15 protein-coding genes and 1 riboswitch are annotated in these 19277 nt (G+C 72.2%); of the genes, 8 read left to right on the forward strand and 7 right to left on the reverse strand.

The window, feature by feature from the left end:
- Nucleotides 1–323: 323 nt before the first annotated feature.
- Entirely contained in the window at nt 324–1274 is a 951-nt protein-coding gene (locus ACZ60J_RS34680) for a glycoside hydrolase family 16 protein (protein ID WP_469688146.1), read from the forward strand.
- A 48-nt stretch (nt 1275–1322) separates the two neighbouring features.
- Here ACZ60J_RS34680 and ACZ60J_RS34685 read toward each other — a convergent pair whose 3' ends face one another.
- Together ACZ60J_RS34685 and ACZ60J_RS34690 are read right to left on the reverse strand one after the other, a co-directional pair.
- Nucleotides 1323–2018 (reverse strand): response regulator, encoded by a 696-nt coding sequence (locus ACZ60J_RS34685; RefSeq protein ID WP_469688148.1) that lies wholly within the window; start codon nt 2016–2018, stop codon nt 1323–1325.
- Nucleotides 2015–3184 (reverse strand): sensor histidine kinase, encoded by a 1170-nt coding sequence (locus tag ACZ60J_RS34690; protein ID WP_469688150.1) that lies wholly within the window; start codon nt 3182–3184, stop codon nt 2015–2017. Before ACZ60J_RS34690 ends, ACZ60J_RS34685 begins: the two co-directional genes overlap by 4 nt.
- 132 nt (nt 3185–3316) lie before the next feature.
- On the opposite strand from ACZ60J_RS34690, the gene ACZ60J_RS34695 reads away from it, so the two are divergent.
- Nucleotides 3317–4228, forward strand: a complete 912-nt coding sequence (locus ACZ60J_RS34695) for an ABC transporter ATP-binding protein (protein WP_469688152.1) — start codon at nt 3317–3319, stop codon at nt 4226–4228.
- Nucleotides 4225–5091 (forward strand): ABC transporter permease, encoded by an 867-nt coding sequence (locus ACZ60J_RS34700; RefSeq protein ID WP_469688154.1) that lies wholly within the window; start codon nt 4225–4227, stop codon nt 5089–5091. Before ACZ60J_RS34695 ends, ACZ60J_RS34700 begins: the two co-directional genes overlap by 4 nt.
- Nucleotides 5092–5132: 41 nt before the next feature.
- On the opposite strand, the gene ACZ60J_RS34705 is transcribed toward ACZ60J_RS34700, so the two are convergent.
- Nucleotides 5133–5555: a MarR family winged helix-turn-helix transcriptional regulator gene (locus ACZ60J_RS34705; protein ID WP_469688156.1), complete on the reverse strand. Its 423-nt coding sequence runs from the start codon at nt 5553–5555 to the stop codon at nt 5133–5135.
- A gap of 163 nt (nt 5556–5718) precedes the next feature.
- Between ACZ60J_RS34705 and eno the strand changes: the two genes are divergently transcribed.
- Together eno and ACZ60J_RS34715 are read left to right on the forward strand one after the other, a co-directional pair.
- Nucleotides 5719–7044 (forward strand): phosphopyruvate hydratase, encoded by a 1326-nt coding sequence (gene eno, locus ACZ60J_RS34710; protein WP_469688158.1) that lies wholly within the window; start codon nt 5719–5721, stop codon nt 7042–7044.
- A 298-nt stretch (nt 7045–7342) separates the two neighbouring features.
- Nucleotides 7343–7690, forward strand: coding sequence for a VOC family protein (locus tag ACZ60J_RS34715; protein ID WP_469688317.1), 348 nt, complete (start codon nt 7343–7345; stop codon nt 7688–7690).
- Nucleotides 7691–7918: 228 nt separating this feature from the next.
- Here the strand turns inward: ACZ60J_RS34715 and ACZ60J_RS34720 are convergent, their stop codons facing one another.
- Nucleotides 7919–8083: a hypothetical protein gene (locus tag ACZ60J_RS34720; RefSeq protein ID WP_469688160.1), complete on the reverse strand. Its 165-nt coding sequence runs from the start codon at nt 8081–8083 to the stop codon at nt 7919–7921.
- Between the two features lie 373 nt (nt 8084–8456).
- Between ACZ60J_RS34720 and ACZ60J_RS34725 the strand changes: the two genes are divergently transcribed.
- Nucleotides 8457–9629 (forward strand): DUF2254 family protein, encoded by a 1173-nt coding sequence (locus ACZ60J_RS34725; protein WP_469688162.1) that lies wholly within the window; start codon nt 8457–8459, stop codon nt 9627–9629.
- A 51-nt stretch (nt 9630–9680) separates the two neighbouring features.
- Here the strand turns inward: ACZ60J_RS34725 and metE are convergent, their stop codons facing one another.
- On the reverse strand, nt 9681–12002 hold the full coding sequence (metE, locus tag ACZ60J_RS34730) for a 5-methyltetrahydropteroyltriglutamate--homocysteine S-methyltransferase (protein ID WP_469688163.1): 2322 nt from the start codon (nt 12000–12002) through the stop codon (nt 9681–9683).
- A 173-nt stretch (nt 12003–12175) separates the two neighbouring features.
- A riboswitch (cobalamin riboswitch) is annotated at nt 12176–12401 on the reverse strand.
- Between the two features lie 214 nt (nt 12402–12615).
- Here metE and ACZ60J_RS34735 point away from each other — a divergent pair.
- Nucleotides 12616–13107, forward strand: coding sequence for a DUF1269 domain-containing protein (locus ACZ60J_RS34735; protein ID WP_469688164.1), 492 nt, complete (start codon nt 12616–12618; stop codon nt 13105–13107).
- A gap of 90 nt (nt 13108–13197) precedes the next feature.
- Nucleotides 13198–13629: a hypothetical protein gene (locus ACZ60J_RS34740; protein WP_469688165.1), complete on the forward strand. Its 432-nt coding sequence runs from the start codon at nt 13198–13200 to the stop codon at nt 13627–13629.
- Nucleotides 13630–13645: 16 nt separating this feature from the next.
- On the opposite strand, the gene ACZ60J_RS34745 is transcribed toward ACZ60J_RS34740, so the two are convergent.
- A complete protein-coding gene (locus ACZ60J_RS34745) occupies nt 13646–14983 on the reverse strand; it encodes a M1 family metallopeptidase (RefSeq protein WP_469688166.1) in 1338 nt (445 codons plus the stop codon).
- A gap of 74 nt (nt 14984–15057) precedes the next feature.
- Nucleotides 15058–19029, reverse strand: a complete 3972-nt coding sequence (locus ACZ60J_RS34750; protein ID WP_469688167.1) for a Pls/PosA family non-ribosomal peptide synthetase — start codon at nt 19027–19029, stop codon at nt 15058–15060.
- Nucleotides 19030–19277 lie beyond the last annotated feature (248 nt).

The raw sequence follows: 19277 nt of genomic DNA on the forward strand, positions 1-19277 counted from the left end.
ACCGTGGGATGGCAGGGCGAACGCTAGTGCACCCGCCCGAATCGACTTGGACCCGATGTGCACCTTTGGAGCGATCTGCCCCCTCGCCGTAATCGGATTGGAATATCAATTGGCAGTACCAGCCGGTAAGCCTGTACGCACAGTTGCGGATGATGATCGGCCCGCATTCGGCGCGGACCGTTTCACCGGAACGGCGATGACGCGACTGCGGAGGCCGTGGTCGCGCGAGCTTCCCGGAACCTTAGGATGACCACTTCGTGCGATCAGCAACTGATCTTCATGTAAGGGCGTTTCCAACCGCCCCTACACCCCAAGGAGCCCGTGTGAGTCACCCCCGCCGCACCTCTCGCCGCCGCGCGTGGACCGCGCTCACGCTGCCCGCCCTCCTGTGCGTACTCGCCGCGTGCACCAGCGGCTCCGGCGGCGCCGGCCGCGATGACGCCACGCCCGCCAAGAGCGTTTCGCCGAGCCCCTCCGGACCGCCGGGAACCCTGTTCGACACCTTCCAGTACAGCGGCCCCGAGGACCCCGCGCTCAAGACCAACGGCTGGGAGGTCCGCACCGGCGGGGGCGGCCCGGGAATCAAGGACACCTGGACTTCGGCCGGCGCCAGCTTCCCTTCCGACGCGACCGCCCAGGGCGGCAGGGCCCTTCAGCTGCAGTCTTCCACCGACGGCACCAAGCAGGGCACCAAGCAGGTCGAGATCCAGACGACCGGAACTCCCCTTTTCACGGGAACCTACGCCGCCCGCGTCTACCTGAGCGACAAGCCCGTCAGCGGCCGCAACGGGGACCACGTCGTCGAGACCTTCTTCCCGATCTCCGCCTCGGACTCCTCGCCGAACTACAGCGAACTCGACTACGAGTACCTGCCCAACGGCGGCTGGGGTTCGGTGGGTCCGCAGCTCGACACCACGAGCTGGTTCAAGGCCGATCCGCCGGACCGGGTCACCCACGCGCTCAAGAAGCAGCGCCTCGAGGGCTGGCACATCATGATGATCACCTTCATGGACGGAAAGGCCACCTATTCGCTGGACGGAAAGGACCTGTTCACCAGTTCCGGCAAATACGTCCCGCGCGAGAAGGTGGACATGCATTTCAGCAACTGGTTCATCGACCTTCCCTTCACCGGTGGTTCACGCACGTGGAACATGAAAGTCAACTGGTTCTACTACAAGGCCGGTGAGGCGGTTTCCCAGGCCGACGTCCAGAAAACGGTGGACGGTTTCTACAACGCCGGAACCCACCACATCAACACCGTTCCCAAGTCCTGACCCCGGGTCCGCGCCCCCGCCGCCCACCCGGACGGGGTTGGCCACCCGTCAGGCCGGGGGCGCGACCAGGCCGAACTCGTAGGCGAGGATCACGAGTTGGACCCGGTCACGCGCGTCGAGCTTGGTGAAGAGCCGTGCGAGGTGGGCCTTGGCGGTGGCCACGCTGATGGTGAGCTCCCCGGCGATCTCCGCGTTGGACAGGCCCCGGCCGACGAGGGTCAGGACCTCGCGCTCCCGTTCCGTGATGCCGCTCGCGGCCGCCCGACGGGCTCCCGGGGGGCCGGCCGTCCGGGCACCGGGGGAAGGGTCGGGCCGTGCCGCGAACTCCTCGATGAGTCGGCGCGTGACGCTCGGTGCGATGAGGGCGTCCCCGGCGGCGACGACGCGGACCCCGTCGAGGATGGACTCCAGGGGCATGTCCTTGACGAGGAAGCCGCTCGCGCCGGCGCGGAGCGCACCGTAGACGTACTCGTCGTCGTCGAAGGTGGTGAGGATGAGCACGCGGGTCGCCACCCCGGTCGACGAGGGATCCGCACCGATCAGGCGGGTGGCCTCGATCCCGTCCGTGCCCGGCATCCGGATGTCCATGATGGCGACGTCCGGCCGCAGCCGGGCGACCAGTTCCGCGGCATCGGCGCCGTTGCCCGCCTCCCCGACCACCTCCAGGTCCGGGGTGTCGGCGATGAGGACGCGCAGGCCCGTACGGATCAGCGGCTGGTCGTCGACCAGCACCACGCGGATCATCGGGCCGCCTCCACCGGTATCGGCAGCACGGCCGCCACGCGGAAGCCGCCGTCCGGGAGCGGACCGGCGCTGAACTCGCCGTGCAGCAGGCCGACTCGCTCCCGCATGCCGGCGATGCCGTAGCCGGAGCCCCCGGCGCTGCCCCCGCGGCCGCGGTCGAGCACGTCGACGGCCAGTTCGCCGCTGCGGTAGTCGACGGTCACGGTGCAGTCCCGGGTACCGGAGTGCCGCACCACGTTGGTGACCGACTCCTGGACGATGCGGAAGGCCGCCAGGTCCACGTCCGGGGGGAGTTCGCGCCGCTCCCCCAGCCTGCGGACGTCGACCCGGACACCGGCGGCCGCGCTGCGCCCGACCAGGAGGTCGAGGGCGGCGAGGCCGGGGACCGGATCCAGCGGCGCCGAATCCTCCTCGCCCTTGCGCAGGGCGCCCAGCATCCGCCGCAGGCCCGCGAGGGTCTCCCTGCCGGTGGCCTCGATGGCATCGAGCGCCTTGCGCGTCTCGGCGGGCTGGGTGTCCATGACCCGGCTGCCCACGCCGGCCTGGATGGTGATGATGCCGATGGCGTGGGCGACCATGTCGTGCAGTTCGCGGGCGATCCGCAGCCGCTCGGCGGTGACCGCCTGCCGCGTGGCCTGGGCGCGCACCGTGTCGGCGTACGCCCGGTTCTGACGGATCGTGTTGCCGGTCAGCCAGGCGATGGCGACGGTCGACGCGAGCCCGGCGGGCGCCGTGGGGTTGAAGAGGATTCCGCGGGTCAGCTGCCAGGCCGCGTAGCCCGCCAGCGTGGCCACGCAGAGCAGGGCGGCGGACACCGAGACCCGCCGCGGGCGGGTCGCAGCGGTGTAGCCGACGGCCGCGTCGGCCAGCAGGAACAGCACGAAGGTCGTCTCGCGCACCGCCATCCCGAGCGCGAACACGGAGCCGGCGAGCGCGATGGCCACGGCCGCCAGGGGCGCCCGGAACAGGAGCAGCGCACCGAGGGTCGTGACGACGGCGGTCACCAGGAGCGGGGCGTCCTCGATGTTGCCGTGGTACTGGACCAGGTGGCGGAGCTCGTCCGGCCGTTGCACCGTGCGCACGAGGATGAGAACCACCCAGAAGGCACCCACCCACGCACCCGGTGGCACGCGTCTGAGCAGGGATGGAGGAGGGGTGGCGGTCATCGGCCGATCGTATCCGCGCCCGCCCGCCGGGACATTGGCCCACGGGCCTAATCCCCCGGGCCACCGGAGGGTTCCGCAGTGTGGACCGCCGGCCGACGCGCGGCCCGTCCCCGTACCGGCAGCGTGGAATCCGTGATCGAATCGACTGGGCTGACCAAGCGGTACGGCGACACCGTCGCCGTCGACGACCTGACCTTCACCGTGGCACCGGGCCGGGTGACGGGCTTCCTCGGCCCCAACGGGGCCGGCAAGTCCACCACCCTGCGGATGATCCTGGGCCTGAACACACCGACCGCCGGGACCGTCACCGTGGACGGCGTTCCCTTCGCCCGGCGCCCGCGCGGACTGCGCCACGTCGGCGCACTGCTGGACGCCCACGACGTGCACGGCGGGCGGAGCGCGCGGGCCCACCTGTCCGCCCTGGCCCGCGGCAACCGCATCCCCGCGTCCCGGGTGGGCACGGTCCTGCGGGACGTCGGGCTGACGAAGGCGGCGGACCGCCGGATCGGCGGGTTCTCCCTCGGGATGAAGCAGCGCCTCGGCATCGCGGGCGCCCTGCTCGGTGATCCGCCGGTACTGCTGTTCGACGAGCCCCTGAACGGCCTCGATCCCGAGGGCGTGCTGTGGGTGCGCGAACTGCTGCGCCAACTGGCCGTCGAGGGCCGTACCATTCTGGTCTCCAGCCACATGATGGCAGAGATGGAGCACACCGCCGACCGGATCCTGGTCATCGGCCGGGGCCGTCTGATCGCCGACGCGAGCCTGGCGGAGTTCTCGGCACGGCACGCCTCCCGGGGCGTGACGGTCCACACCCCCGACCCGGCGGCCCTGGAGGGCGTACTGGTCGCCGAGGGTGCGTCGGTGCAACGGGAAGGCGGGCCGGCCGTCAGCGTCACCGGCCTGACGGCCGCCCGGATCGGCGACCTCGCCCACCGGCACGGCATCGTACTGCACGAACTGGCCACCCTCGCCCCGTCCTTGGAATCGGCGTTCATGTCCCTCACCGCCGACAGCGTCGAATACCTCGCAGGAGAACCCCGATGAGCCCGCTCGCCCCCTCCGCCGCCCGGCAGTTCACCCGGGCGGCCGAACCCGGGGCGGCCCGGTTCACCGACCTGCTCGCCGCCGAGTGGATCAAGATGCGTTCGCTCAGGTCGACGTACTGGGTGCTCGTCCTCAGCGCCGTCGTCGCGATCGCGATCAACGTGAACGCCGTCCACTCCGACCTGGCGTACATCGACCGTCCCCATCCCCCGATCCCCGGCGAACCCCCTTACGCGTACGACCCGTTGTTCCACGGCCTGAACAGCATCGCCGCCGGCCTGACGACCCTGGCCGCGGCCTCCTTCGGGGCCATCACCGTCTTCGGCGAGTACGCGACCGGAATGATCCGCACCACGTTCGCCGCCGTCCCCGACCGGCGTGCGGTGATCGCGGCCAAGGTGGTCCTGGTCACGGCGGTCACGCTGCCGCTCGGCGCCATCGTCTCCGTGACCTCGTTCTTCACCGTCAACGCGATGCTGGCCTCGCGCCACGTCGGGCTCTCGATCCACGACCCCGGCTGCCTGCGGGCCGTCACGGCCTACGCGCTGGTCGTCCCGGTGTGCGCCCTGATCGGCATGGCGTTCGGGGCCGTCCTGCGCCACGCCACGGCCTCGATCGTCGCGGTCGTGGGCATGCTCTTCATCCTGCCCCTGCTCTTCGGCGGCGACCGGTACCGGGCCCTGAAGGAGATCGGCAACCATCTGCCGCTCGCCGCCCAGGGACGACTGGCCCTCAACCCGGACGGATACACCAGCCTGGGCGCCCACCCGGGCACCGTCACCGGCTCCTGGGTCGCGCTCGGAGCCTGGGCGCTCGCCTCGGCGGCCGTCGCCGTGACGGCCGTACGGCGCCGGGACGTCTGAGAGCGGCGGCCCCGGCTCGGGCCGGCGCCCGGAGGCGGCTGCTAGCGGGTGGCGAGGCGTTCCAGGAGGGTGGCGCTCCGGGCCAGTACCGTCCGCTCCTCGTCGGTGAGTTCGGCCTCGATCGCCTGCGCGAGCCAGCCGGCCCTGCGGCCGCGCTCCGCCTCGAGTGCGGCCCGGCCCGCGTCCGACAGTTCGACCAGCGACTTGCGGCCGTCCGTGGGGTGCGCGCGGCGCGTGATCAGGTGCTGCTCCATGAGGAGTCCCACCGCCCGGGCCATCGACTGAGGGCGCACGCGCTGATCGGCGGCGAGGTCGCTGGTGGTCATCGCGCCCTCGCGGTCCAGCACGCCGAGCACGGCGACCTGACCCAGCGGGATGCGGTCCTCGTGTTTGACGCGCCGGGTGAGCTTGCCCATGGCGGTACGCAGTTCTGCGGCGATGGCGGCGGCTTCCGAGGTGGACATGAGGCACCCTACCGCGCTGGTCAGCGTCGGTGCGCGAGTGACCAGTACAGCAATGCTGTTCAGCCAAACTGAACAGCATTGCTGTAGGGTTTGGTTCGCCGGGCTCAGCGCCAGCGCTGTCGCAGCCGGGGCCACGGCACGTGAAAACGGGGAGGAACCACCCATGTCCGCACAGGTAGTTGAAACCACCGAAAGCACCGGAACCACCGATACCACCATCCAGACCGTCACGGCCCGCCGGATCATCGACAGCCGGGGCAACCCCACGGTCGAGGTCGACGTCGTCCTGGCGGACGGATCCCTGGGGCGCGCGGCCGTCCCCTCGGGCGCCTCGACCGGTGCCCGGGAGGCCGTGGAACTGCGCGACGGGGACGCGACGCGCTGGCACGGCAAGGGCGTCGACCAGGCCGTGGCCCACGCCAACGGGGAGATCGCCGCGTCCGTGCGCGGCCGGGACGCGGCCGACCAGGCCGGCCTCGACGCCGCCCTGATCGCCCTCGACGGGACCGCCACGAAGTCGCGGCTCGGCGCCAACGCGATCCTCGGCGTCTCCCTCGCCGCCGCCAAGGCCGCAGCGGCGGCCCACCGCCTGCCCCTGTACCGCTACCTCGGGGGCGCCGACGCCCACCTCCTGCCGCTGCCGATGATGAACATCGTCAACGGCGGTGCCCACGCCGACAATCCGCTGGACTTCCAGGAGTTCATGATCGCGCCCGTGGGCGCCGACACCTTCGCCGAAGCCGTCCGCATGGGCAGCGAGGTCTTCCACACCCTGCGCCGCGACCTCCTGGCCGCCGGCCACTCCACCGGCGTCGGCGACGAGGGCGGCTTCGCACCCGCGCTGCGCACCGCCGAGGAGGCCCTCGACTTCGTGATGGCCGCCATCGAGCGCACCGGCTACCGTCCCGGCACCGACATCGGCCTGATCATGGACCCGGCGTCCTCCGAGTTCTTCCGCGACGGGGTCTACGACTACGCGGGCGAGGGAGTGCGCCGCACCCCGTCGGAGAACGTCGACTACCTGGTCAAGCTCATCGACTCCTACCCGATCCTCTCCATCGAGGACCCGATGGCGGAGAACGACTGGGGCGGCTGGCGCGAGCTGACCGCCCGCGTCGGCGACCGCTGCCAGCTCACCGGTGACGACCTCTTCTGCACCAGCGAGTCCCTGCTGCGCGAGGGCATCCGCACCGGCGCGGGCAACTCGATCCTGATCAAGGTCAACCAGATCGGCACCCTGACCGAGGCGATGGCCGCAGTCGCCACCGCCCACGAGGCGGGCTGGACGGCCGTCATGTCGCACCGCTCGGGCGAGACGGAGGACACCACCATCGCGGACCTGGCGGTGGCTTCCGGCTGCGGTCAGATCAAGACCGGCTCGCTCTCCCGTTCCGACCGGACGGCCAAGTACAACCAGCTGATCCGGATCGAGGAGGAGCTGGGCTCCGCAGCCCGCTTCGCCGGCCGCTCCGCGCTGCGCGGAGCGTGACCGCCAGGGCCCCGCACCGATGGGTGTGGGGTCCACGGCGGCTCAGCGGACGAGCTGCTCGGTGACCGAGCGGGTGCTGAGCCCGGGCCATCCGCTGAGTGCAGTGGTGAAGGCGAACCTTGAGCATGCCCGATCTGTGTAGGGCGTGTGGGGAGGCTGCCGTCGGTGCGGACGGTGCTCGAACGGTTTGGGTGGCCAGGTCCCGCAGCCGGGTGTGGGTACGGTCGTTGCCGTAGGAGCGCGTAGCTCTCCATGAGAGTCTCGGACCACTTCCATGCCCACTCACCTGGAGTCGTCGATGGCCGTACGCCGTGTGGTGCCCAACATCCAGTCGGAGGCTACGCAGGAGAGCCGGGAGTTCTACGGCCTGTTGGGCTTCGAGGAGGTCATGAACCACGGCTGGATCATGACGCTCGCCTCCCCGTCCAGTCCGGCGGCACAGGTCAGCTTCATGAGCAGTGACAAGACCGCTCCGGTCGCCCCTGACATGAGCGTCGAAGTGGACGACGTGGACGCGGCCTACGTGGTCATGCGGGACAGCGGTGCGGAGATCATCCACCCCTTGCAGGACGAGGAATGGGGAGTGCGGCGGTTCTTCGTCCGCGACCCCAGCGGCCGAGTGGTCAACGTGCTCGGCCACCGCTGACATCCCTCCCGACTCCACCGGCTCCTCTGAGGACGACCCCGCCCCGGTGGCCGGGTCCGGTGCCCGTCCGGTATCGACAGGCCGCTGGACCGGCCACAGGGGCCGCCCTGAGCAGCGGCAGTCAGAGGGCGGGTGTGCGCCAGCCGGTGAGGCCGCGTTCGTCGGCGTTCTTGAAGCCGACTGCGGCCGGGGTGTCGCCTTCGGCAGCCAGGTGGACGGTGCATTGCGTCACGGGGTGCGGCGCCGCGGCTCGTCGTCGAGCTTGATGTCGGCGCTCGCGCCGGCGAGGTCGGCGGGTCGGCCCTTGCGTACGGCCTTCAGCGTCGCGGGCAGTCGGAGGACCCCGCCCTTGTCCTTGCCGGAACCCCACCGCACGGCGACCGTGTCGCCCACGTCCGCCATGTTCTTCGACCCCGCGGCGAGACCGCCGTCGACCGGCCAGGAGACGACCCGCCTGGCCGGGTGATGAACCCGCCCCCGACCGTGTGGACCACGGCCATCGCCTCGGCGTCCTTGGCCACCATGAACATCCCCCACGAGGTGTACGAGGCGCCGGGCGCACGCGGGCCGACTTCCCGAAAGAACACATACCCGGCATTTCATCGCCCTCTCGCACGGCTCCCGTGGTTGCATCCTCATTTGAGGGGTGGGTTCACGGGGACCTGGAGGTGGCTGGATGTCCGGCTCGGCTGACGACACCGGGCGTCTGCGGGACCGCGCCGGGCGACGCGGGCGGAGGTCGGCATTCCACCGCCCCCGGCGGGCGATGCGCAGGGATCTGGCCCAGCTCGTCTGCGCGGGCGGCGGGCTGGCGCTGGGGGTGCTGGTCCCCAGGCTCTCCGTGGGTCCTCAGGTGGACGCGGGCCCCGTGGTGACGCTGCTGTTCACCCTCGGATTCGGTGTCATCAGCCTGGTGAGCATCATCTACTCGATGCTGTTCCTCGTCATCCAGTTCTCCGCCACCACCTTCACTCCGCGCCTCGGTCTCTTCCGGGACGACCCGATCGTGTGGCGTGCGTTCGCCTTCACCGTCGGCGTGTTCGTCTTCAGCATCACCGCCGGGCTGGCCGTCGGTGCCCGCAGGGCGACCGTCTCGACCCTCGTCCCGGGCACGGCCATGGTGCTCACCCTGGTCGCGCTCGCGCTCATGCGGTCCCTGCAGACGGGAGCGTTCCAGTCGATCCAGCTCGGCCACTCCCTGACCGCGATCGCCACGCGGGCGCACCGGCTCTTCGACGACCTGTACCTACGGCCGTACGTCCCGGCCGCCGCGACGGGCGGCCCGGACACGGCCCCGCCGCCCCCGGCGGCCGGGACCACCACCGTCCTGTGGTCCGGACCGGCGGCGGTGATCCAGCAGATCGACGTACGCTCCCTGGTCGGCGCGGCCAGGGAGCGCGACTGCTCCATCGCCTTCCTCGTCCCCCCGGGAACGACCGTGTCGCGGGGCATGGCGCTGGCCGAGGTGACCGGCGGCGGCGTACCCGAGGCGGTTCTGCGCGGCGCTCTGGAGACCGGGGTCGAGCGCACCTTCGCCCAGGATCCCGACCTGCCCTTCCGGCTCCTCGCCGACATCGCGCTGCGCGCCCTCTCCCCGGCCGTGAACGACCCGGCCACGGCGGTGGAGAGCCTGGACCGCATCGAGGACCTGCTGAGCCGCCTCGCCGGACGCGAGCTGAACATCGGTCACTTCACCGACGGGAGCGGCCGGTTGAGGGTGACGGTCCCCGTGCCCGACTGGGAGCGGTACCTGCGGACGGCCCTCGACGAGGTCCTCCATGCCGCCACGGGCTCCCCGATGGCGCTGCGCAGGATGCACGACCTGCTGGCCGGGCTTGCGGAGCGGGCGCCGGAGAGCCGGCGGGGTCCCGTACGGGACCGGCTCCGGTGGGTCGACCGGGCCGGGCGCGAGCGGTACCCGCTCACCTGGCCGGCCTGACGAAGGACGGCCGGCGCACGGGCGTCCCGTACACCGGCCGGACTTCGGGGATCAGGCGTTCGGCCGGAGCTCCGCACGCACGCGGCGGGCGGCCTCGACGAGGTGCTCCAGCGACTCCCTCGTCTCGGACCAGCCGCGGGTCTTCAGCCCGCAGTCGGGATTGACCCAGAGGCGTTCGACGGGGATCGCCCCGAGTCCCCTGCGCAGCAGGGCCGCCGCTTCACCGGCCGAGGGGACGCGCGGGGAATGGATGTCCCAGACTCCGGGGCCGACCTCGCGCGGGTAGCCCACGCCGGCGAGCTCGTCGGCGACCTGCATGTGGGAGCGGGCCGCCTCCAGGCTGATGACATCGGCGTCGAGGTGCTCGATGGCCTCGACGATGTCCCCGAACTCCGCGTAGCACATGTGGGTGTGGATCTGGGTGTCCGGCCGGACGCCGCTGGTGGTGAGGCGGAAGGATTCCGTGGCCCACGCCAGGTAGTCGGCGTGGTCGGCGGCCCGCAGCGGCAGCGTTTCGCGCAGGGCGGGCTCGTCGACCTGGATGACCGCCGTACCGGCCGCTTCCAGGTCGCCGACCTCGTCGCGCAGGGCGAGTCCGACCTGGCGCGCGGTCTCGCCGAGGGGCTGGTCGTCGCGTACGAAGGACCAGGCGAGCATGGTGACCGGGCCGGTGAGCATGCCCTTGACCGGCTTGGCCGTCTGCGCCTGGGCGTACGTGGTCCAGCGGACGGTCATCGGGTCGGGGCGGGAGACGTCCCCGGCGAGGACCGGCGGGCGGACGTAGCGGGTGCCGTAGGACTGGACCCAGCCGTGCTGGGTGGCGAGGTATCCGGTGAGCTGTTCCGCGAAGTACTGCACCATGTCGTTGCGTTCGGGCTCGCCGTGCACGAGCACGTCGAGGCCCGCCTTCTCCTGGAAGGAGACGACCTCGCGGATCTCGGCCCGGATGCGCTCCTCGTAGGCCGCCGTGTCGATGCGTCCGGCGCGCAGGTCGGCGCGGGCGGTGCGCAGTTCCGTGGTCTGCGGGAAGGAGCCGATGGTGGTGGTGGGGAGCAGCGGCAGGCCGAGGTGGGCGCGCTGGGCGGCGGCGCGTTCGGCGTAGGGCTGGGCGCGGCGGCCGTCGGCCTCGGTGATCGCCGCGGTGCGGGCACGTACGGCGGGGTCGTGGGTGATCCGGGAGGCAGTACGGGAGGCCAGGTCGGCCCGGTTCGCGGCGAGTTCGGCGGCGATCGCGTCGGTGCCCCCGGCCAGTCCGCGGGCCAGCGTGCTGATCTCGGTGGCCTTCTGGCGGGCGAAGGCGAGCCAGCGCCGGATCTGCGGGTCGGTGTCCCGCTCGGCGTCGGCGTCGATCGGGACGTGCAGCAGGGAGCAGGAGGCGGCCACGTCGACCCGGTCGGCGAGGCCGAGCAGGGTGCCGAGGGTGGTCAGCGACTTCTGGTGGTCGTTGATCCAGATGTTGCGGCCGTTGACCACGCCCGCGACCAGGCGCTTGCCGGGGATTCCGCCGACGGCGGCCAGGTCGTCGAGGTTGGCTGCGGCCCGGTCGGTGAAGTCGAGGGCGAGTCCGTCCACGGGCGCCTTGGCCAGGACGGGCAGGGCGTCGCCGAGCCGGTCGAAGTAGGAGGCGACGAGCAGCTTGGGGCGTTCGGTGAGGCGGCCGAGCTCGCGGTAGGCGCGGGCCGCCGCGTTCAGTTCGGCCGGTGTGCGGTCCTGGACCAGGGCCGGTTCGTCGAGCTGGACCCATGCGGCGCCCGCCGCGCGCAGCTCCGCGAGGACCTGGGCGTAGACGGGGAGCAGCCGGTCGAGCAGGGTGAGCGGCTCGAAGCCGGCGGAGACTCCGGGTGCGGGCTTGGCGAGGAGGAGGTAGGTCACCGGTCCGACGAGGACCGGGCGGGCCGTGTGGCCGAGGGCCAGGGCTTCCTTCAACTCGGCTACCTGCCGGGCGGGTTCGGCGGTGAAGACGGTGTCGGGCCCGAGTTCGGGGACCAGGTAGTGGTAGTTGGTGTCGAACCACTTGGTCATCTCCAGCGGGGCCACGTCCTGGGTGCCGCGGGCCATCGCGAAGTATCCGTCCAGGGCGTCCGCCGCGACGGCGGACCGGTGGCGGTCGGGGATGGCGCCGACCATGACCGTGGTGTCCAGGACGTGGTCGTAGTACGAGAAGTCGCCGGTCGGAACCTCGGTGATGCCGGCCCCGGCGAGCTGGGCCCAGTTGGTGCGGCGCAGGTCGCGGGCCGTGGCGCGGAGGGCTTCGGCGGTGACGCGGCCCTTCCAGTAGCCCTCGACGGCCTTCTTCAGTTCCCGGTTCTGTCCCTGGCGGGGGTAGCCGTAGACGGTGGCCCGTACGGGCGCGGCTGCGGACTCGGTGGTCACGGAACTCTCCTTCGCGAGCGTGTCTCCATGAACCCGGTGACGGGTCGCGGAGGCGAAGGGTGCCGCAGCGGGCGGACCGCCGGGGTCGCGTACGGCCGGGTACGCGACGGGAGGATCCGCCTGAGGTGCACGCCGACCCGCCCACGAGGTCACCGGGAAGCCGTGCGCGGTCGATCGCGCACGGGCAACGGGCAGGTCTTCGGACTCGCGGGCTCGCCTGCCGGTCTCCCGGCGGGCTCCTACTGGCCGTCGCTTCCCAGGACCGGTTCCGGTCCCAGTGCGTATGACGGCGGTCGTTCCCGCTCACCGCTGCGGGGCAGTCCCGGATTCCCACCGGGTTCCCTCTTACGACGCGTCCCGCCTGGCGGACGGGGGCGAACCAGCTGCGAGGTCCACAGTAGGGCGGGCGGCCGCCCGGTGGGCACGGCTTTCCACATGCCGGACGGTGACATGAGACACGACGGGCCTCGGGCGGTCGGGTACCGCCGAACGGGCGAATGACGCTGACGGCCCGACAGATGACCAAAGGTCACGAAAGAACTAATTGTGGTCAATTGTCCGATTGTGGGTTGTACTGGATGCCGGCAACACCGCCCATGAACTGGAGTGTTACGTGGCATCCACCACCCTCACCGTCTGGAAGTTCCCCACGCCCGAGGGCGCGCAGCAGGCGGAGTCCGCCCTGCTCGCCCTGCAGAAGGAACAGCTGATACAGGTGCACGACGCCGCGGTCGTCACCTGGCGCACAGATGCCAAGAAGCCCAAGACCCAGCAGCTGAACAGCCTCACGGGAGCCGGCGCGCTCTCCGGCACCTTCTGGGGGATGCTCTTCGGGCTCCTCTTCTTCGTTCCGCTGCTCGGCGCCGCCGTGGGTGCGGCGGCCGGGGCCATCGGCGGATCGCTGTCCGACGTCGGCATCGACGACCAGTTCATCGAAGAGGTGAAGTCCGAGGTGAAGCCCGGGACTTCCGCGCTGTTCCTGCTCTCCTCCGACGCCGTGGTCGAGCGCGTGCGCGGCGCCTTCCCCGGCGGTCAGGCACAGCTGGTCCGCTCCAACCTCTCCGGCGCGCAGGAGCAGCAGCTCCGCGAGGTCTTCGCGGCCTGAGGGTCCGTCGCCCGAACCGACACCGTGGCCCGCGACCGGGGCCCCTCCCCCGGCCCCGGGCCACAGAATTCCGAACTGGTAAGGATTTCCATGAAGCGTCTCCCGATCACCGCAGCCCTGGGCGCCACCGCGGTCCTGTTCCTCACCTCGTGCTCCTCGGACGACCCCAGCCCCAAGGCGCAGGCGACCCATGCCGCCTCGGAGCTCTGCACCGGCCTCTCCACCCTCAAGGGGGATCAGGCCAAGCTGGCGGCGCTGGACCCGGCTTCCGCGACGAAGGACCAGATCAAGGACGCCGTCGACGCCGTCCAGACGGACTGGGACAAGGTCTCCTCCTCCCTCGAGGACCTGGATGCCGCGAAGAAGTCGGCCGTGGGATCCGCCGTCGGCGATCTCAAGTCCGGCTTCGGGAACCTCCCCGGCGACACCACCGGATCGCAGGCCCTGACCCAGCTGAAGCCCCAGATCCAGAAGATCGACGAGACCCTCGTCGCAGCCTCGGCCGGCGTCACGTGCCCGTGACCCCCACCGGGCCGGCCTAGACAGCCCCGGCAGGCGCGGGCAGCGGGGGAAGGGCCGGGGTGGAGAGCCAGGATGCGAGCAGGTCCTCCAGCGGGGCGGTCGCGAAACGCGCCACGTGTGCGGTGAACCCGGCCGTGGTGACCACGCCGTGGCGGTTCACGGTGGCCCACTCCCGCAGCATGCGGAAGAACGGGCCGTCGCCGAGCGCGCAGCGGATCGCGTGCACGGCCAGGCCGCCGCGCTGGTAGAGGCGGTCGTCGAACATCAGCTTACGTCCCGGGTCGGCCAGCAGCAGGTCCTGCGGCTGCCCGGACAGCAAGCGGTGTGCGGCGGCCGCCAGTTCGTGCGCGGAGCGGCCGCCGGAGCGCTCCGACCAGAGCCATTCCGCGTACTTCGCGAAGCCCTCGTTGAGCCAGATGTGCCGCCAGTCGGCGATGGTCACGCTGTTGCCGAACCACTGGTGCGCGAGCTCGTGGGCGATGAGCCGCTCGGAGCCCCGTACGCCGTCCACGTGGTTGGCGCCGAACAGGGAGAGCCCCTGCGCCTCCACCGGCACGTCCAGCTCCTCGTCGGCGACGACCACGGCGTACTCCCCGAAGGGGTAGGGGCCGAACAGCTCCTCGAACAGCTGCATCATGGCGGGCTGCCGCGCGAAGTCGCGGGAGAACCGGGGCAGCAGGTGCGCCGGTACGTGGGCGCTCTGCGGGACCCCGCCGAGCCCGGGGTCGCCGAGCAGCACCGTCTGGTACATGCCGATCGACAGGCCGACCAGGTACGTGGACGTCGGCGCCGGCTGCTCGTACACCCACGTGGTCGTGGAGGCGCGGGTCGTCCGCGTGAGCAGCCGTCCGCCGGCGACGACGGTGTAGGCGGAGGGCGTGTTGACCGAGATCTGGTACGAGGCCTTGTCCGCGGGCCGGTCGTTGCAGGGGTACCAGGACGGCGCGCCGACCGGCTGGCTGGCCACCAGCGCGCCGTCGGTCAGCTCCTCCCAGCCGAGCCCGCCCCAGGGGCTGCGCACCGGGGTGGGATTGCCCGACCAGTGCACGTCCACCGTGAAGGCGGCGCCGGCGGGCAGCGGCTTGGGCGGACGGACGCGGAGCTTGCCGCCGCGGTGGCTGTAGTGCGGCGCGCGGCCGTTCACCAGGACTCGGCCTATTTTGAAATCGGCCAGGTTGAGGTGGAACTCGGTGAGCGGCGCCCGCCCGGCGATCGCGCTGAGCCGGGCCGTCCCGGCGAGCCGGTTGGGGCCGGGACGGTACTCCAGAGCGAGTTCGTACCGGTGCACGCGGTAACGGGGGTCGCCGTTGGCCGGAAAGTACGGGTCCGACGCCGCTGTCTTCTGGCCGTTCACTGCCGCTTCCGCTCCCTGCGTTGTGCTCGTACGACGTGCTGGTGGTGCCGGGCCCGTCCTGTCGGACCCGCCCGTCAGGGCCGCCACGCCTCGATCGGGTTGCCCAGCCAGCGGGTGTCGGCGGGAACGGATTCCCCGGCCATCACGAGGGAGGCGGGACCCAGTGTGCTGCGGGCCCCGACCGTGCTCCCGGGCAGGACGATTCCGCCCGGGCCCAGGGTGGCGCCCTCACGCAGGACCACAGTATCCGTCCTCAAGATCCGGTCGTGGAAGAGGTGCGTCTGCAACACGCAGCCGCGGTTCACGCTGACCGCGTCGCCGAGGACGACCAGGTCGGTCTCGGGCAGCCAGTAGCTCTCGCACCACACGCCCCGGCCGATCCGGGCGCCGAGTCCGCGCAGCCACAGGGACAGCAGCGGCGTCCCGGGCACCGAACCGACCAGCCACGGCACGGCCAGGACCTCGACGAAGGTGTCGGCCAGCTCGTTGCGCCACACGAAGCCGCTCCACAGCGGGTGCTCCCCCACCCGGTGGCGGCCCACCAGCAGCCACTTCGCGGCCGCGGCGACCACGCACGCGGCCACCCCGGCGGCGAGCAGGAGCGCCCCGGACAGCAGCGCGGTCCCCCACGGGCCGGGTCCGTCCGCACCGGCCAGCGCGCAGAACGCCGCCACGGTCAGGACGCCGAGCGCGGCCGAGGAGAACACCGGGACGAGCCGGCACAGCTCCACCAGCCCGCGCGCCCACAGCAGCCGTGCGGGCGGGTCGTAGGTCCGGCTCTGGTCGGCGTCGGCGGCGGAGCGCGGCAGCCGTACCGGCGGCAGGCCGAGGTAGGAGCTGCCCTTCTTGGCCTTCTTCGGCGTGGCGGACAGGACGCCGACCAGCCCGTCGTCCGGCACGGAACGGCCCGGCGCGGTCATGCCGGAGTTGCCGAGGAAGGCCCGGCGGCCGATCTCGGAGTGGCCGATGCGCAGCCAGCCGCCGCCCAGCTCGTAGGGGGCGGTCAGGGTGTCGTCGGCGAGGAACGCGCCCTCGCCGACGGTGGTGAGGCTCGGCAGGGCGAGCACCGTGGACACCTCGGCGCCCCGGCCGATCTTCATGCCGAGCAGCCTCAGCCACACCGGTGTGATCAGCCCGGCGTACAGGGGGAAGAGGGTTTCCCGGGAGAGGTCCATCAGCTGGGTGACCGTCCAGGCCTGCCAGCCGATCCTGCTGTGCGTCGGATGGGTTCCCGTGCGCAGCCCGAGGCTGAGGAGGCGTACGGAGACCAGCAGCAGAGCGGCGTACGCGAATCCGAAGGCGAGCGCCCCCGGCACCACGGCGAGCAGCGCTCCGGCCAGGGCCCGGCCGAGTCCGGCGTCGGCGGGCACGAACCGGCCGGCCACGAGGAGGGCGGGCAGGGCGGCGACCACGGGCAGGGCGGTGAGGCAGAAGCCGGCCGTCCCGTAGGCGGCGCGCCAGAACAGACCGCGCGGCGGGCGCTCCTTGGGCCAGTTCCGCTTGGCCTTGCCGAGCTTGCCGGCGGGGGCTCCGGCCCAGCGCTGGCCGGTCGGGATCTGCCCGACGACGGCGGAGCCGGGGGCCACCTCGGCCCGCTTTCCGACCTTGGCGCCGGGGAAGAGGATGCTGCGGGTGCCGACGACGGCGCCCGCGCCGACCTTGACGGCGCCGATCTCCAGCCGGTCCCCGTCCAGCCAGTGGCCGGAGAGGTCCACCTCGGACTCCACGGCGCAGCCGCGGCCTAGTTTGAGCATGCCCGTGACGGGCGGCAGCGAGTGCAGGTCCACCTCGGGGCCGATCTTGGCGCCCAGGGCCCGTGCGTAGCGCTCCAGCCAGGAGCCGGTGAGCGAGGTCGCGCCGGAGTACTCGGCGAGCCGCTCGGCCGTCCACAGCCGCAGATGAACGTTTCCGCCGCGCGGATGGCGCCCCGCCGTCACCCCGCGCAGCAGCAGCCGGGCGCCGCCGGCCGCGATCGCGAGGCGGCCGGGCGGGCTGAAGAGCAGGGCGGCGCCGGCGGCGACGAGCCACCAGGAGGCGGCCGGCGCCCACGGGTAGGCCCCGAACCAGTGCAGTACGTTGCCCAGGGCGAGCAGCGCCACCGTCCAGCGCAGGCCGATCAGGGTGAACAGCGGGATCAGCAGCAGGGACTGGACGACCTTGGTCCGCAGCGGCACGGGTGCGATGGTCCGCACCGCCCCGTCGTCCTGGGCGGACTTCTCCAGGTGCCGGGCCAGCTTGCGCAGGGTCGGCTGCTGGTAGATGTCGAGGACGGCCGCGCTCGGGTAGCGGGTGCGCAGCCGGGTGGTGAGCTGGGCGGCGGCGAGGCTGTTGCCGCCGATCGCGAAGAAGTCGTCGGCGGCGCCGGTGACGGCCACGCCCAGGGTCTCGCTCCACTGCTCGGCGAGCCAGGCCTCGGTCCCGTAGAGCTGCTCGGTGGGACCGCCGGTCTCCAGTTCCGGGAGCGGCCAGGGCAGTGCGGCCCGGTCCACCTTGCCGGAGGTGCGGGTGGGCAGTTCCTCCACGGGTGCGAGCAGCGGTACGAGGGCTGCGGGCAGCTCGGCGCGCAGCCGGGTCACGGCCGCCGCGTGGTCCCAGCCGTCCTGGGTGACCAGGTAGCCGACGAGGAGCTGGTTGCCGCTGCGCGCGGTGCGGACGGCGGCGGCCGCGCCGGCGACTCCGGGCAGGGCCTGGAGCGCGGCGTCCACCTCGCCGAGCTCGATGCGGCGGCCGCCGAGCTTGATCTGCTCGTCTCCGCGGCCGAGGAAGACCAGCCCTTCGGGTTCCGCGCGGACGAGGTCGCCGCTGCGGTAGGCGCGCTCCCAGCCGAGCGATTCCAGCGGGGCGTACTTCTCCGCGTCCTTCTCGGGGTCGAGGTAGCGGGCCAGCCCGACGCCGCCGATGACGAGCTGGCCGCTGCCGCCCATGGGCACCGGTTCGCCGGATTCGTCGACGACGGCCAGTTCCCAGCCGTTCAGCGGGAGGCCGATCCGGATCGGCTCCTCACCGGTGAGGAGGGAGGCGCAGGCGACGACGGTGGCCTCGGTGGGGCCGTAGGTGTTCCAGACCTCGCGGCCCTCGGTGACCAGGCGCTGGGTGAGCTCGGGCGGGCAGGCCTCGCCGCCGAAGATCAGCAGCCGTACCTCGTTGAGGGTCTCGGGCTCCCACAGCGCGGCCAGGGTCGGCACCGTGGAGACCACGGTGATCTCCTGCTCGGCCAGCCAGGGGCCGAGGTCGGCGCCGCTGCGGACCTGGGAGCGCGGGACGGGCACGAGGCAGGCGCCGTAGCGCCAGGCGAGCCACATCTCCTCGCAGGAGGCGTCGAAGGCCACGGACAGTCCGGCCATGACCCGGTCGCCGGGGCCGATCGGCTCCTCGGTGAGGAACAGCGCGGCCTCGGCGTCCACGAAGGCTGCGGCGCTGCGGTGGCTGACGGCCACGCCCTTGGGCTTGCCCGTGGAGCCGGAGGTGAAGATGATCCACGCGTCGTGTTCGGGGCCGGGGCGGGCGGCATGCCCCGGGGAGGGAGCGGCGCCCTTGCCCGGCGCTGCGACCTCGATGCGCTGGTCGGCGCCCAGTACGGCCCGTACTCCGGCCTCGCCGAAGACCAGGTCGGCCCGCTCGTCCGGGTCCTCGGCGTCCACGGGCACGTAGGCGGCGCCGGCCGCGAGGACGGCCAGGATGCCCGCGTACAGCTCGTTGGTCCCGGACGGCACGCGTACGCCGACCCGGTCGCCGAGCCCCACTCCGGCGGCCGCGAGGGCCCGGCGGCGGCGCTCCACCTCGGCGGCGAGCGCCCGGTAGGTCAGGCGGGTGGTGCCGTCGTCCAGGGCGAGCTCGTCGGGGTGGGCCCGTACGGAGGCCTCGAAGACGTCGACCAGGGTGCGCGCCGGGGCGGCGGGCCCGGCCGAGAACCGGGCCGATTTGCCGGAATCCTCGGGCTGTTCCCCGGCGTACGCGGCGTACCCGGCGTCGGCCCCGGGCCCTTCGCCGAGCCCGGTCCCGTCGTCGAGCAGAGTGACTTCACCGTGCTCTGGTGTGGCTGCCATCGGCCCTCGCGTCGTGTTCCCGGAAGCCTCCGGGTCGCCGGGCGGAGCCCGGGTCTGCCCAGGTTGTTCCGGTCCAGCGCCAAACAGCCCGCCAGTCTAGTGCGACATCGAGGATTTTCTGGTTCAAGCCTTGCGCTTGGCCGGGAAGGGACGGTACAAGGCGGCGGGGGGGGGGGGGGGGGGGGGGGGGGGGGGCTGTTTCTGTGGGTGGGCCGGGGTCCCCCTTCTTCTGAGGAGTTTCGAAGCTT

It is taken from the genome of Streptomyces sp. NPDC104226 (genome assembly GCF_055584085.1).

Excerpts from the sequence above, each read along its gene's own strand:
- ACZ60J_RS34690 (WP_469688150.1), bottom strand. The coding sequence starts at position 3,184 with ATGACCGCCACCCCTCCTCCATCCCTGCTCAGACGCGTGCCACCGGGT.
- ACZ60J_RS34725 (WP_469688162.1), top strand. The coding sequence starts at position 8,457 with ATGCGCAGGGATCTGGCCCAGCTCGTCTGCGCGGGCGGCGGGCTGGCG.
- ACZ60J_RS34705 (WP_469688156.1), bottom strand. The coding sequence starts at position 5,555 with ATGTCCACCTCGGAAGCCGCCGCCATCGCCGCAGAACTGCGTACCGCC.
- ACZ60J_RS34700 (WP_469688154.1), top strand. The coding sequence starts at position 4,225 with ATGAGCCCGCTCGCCCCCTCCGCCGCCCGGCAGTTCACCCGGGCGGCC.
- eno (WP_469688158.1), top strand. The coding sequence starts at position 5,719 with ATGTCCGCACAGGTAGTTGAAACCACCGAAAGCACCGGAACCACCGAT.
- ACZ60J_RS34685 (WP_469688148.1), bottom strand. The coding sequence starts at position 2,018 with ATGATCCGCGTGGTGCTGGTCGACGACCAGCCGCTGATCCGTACGGGC.
- ACZ60J_RS34750 (WP_469688167.1), bottom strand. The coding sequence starts at position 19,029 with ATGGCAGCCACACCAGAGCACGGTGAAGTCACTCTGCTCGACGACGGG.
- ACZ60J_RS34740 (WP_469688165.1), top strand. The coding sequence starts at position 13,198 with ATGAAGCGTCTCCCGATCACCGCAGCCCTGGGCGCCACCGCGGTCCTG.
- ACZ60J_RS34715 (WP_469688317.1), top strand. The coding sequence starts at position 7,343 with ATGGCCGTACGCCGTGTGGTGCCCAACATCCAGTCGGAGGCTACGCAG.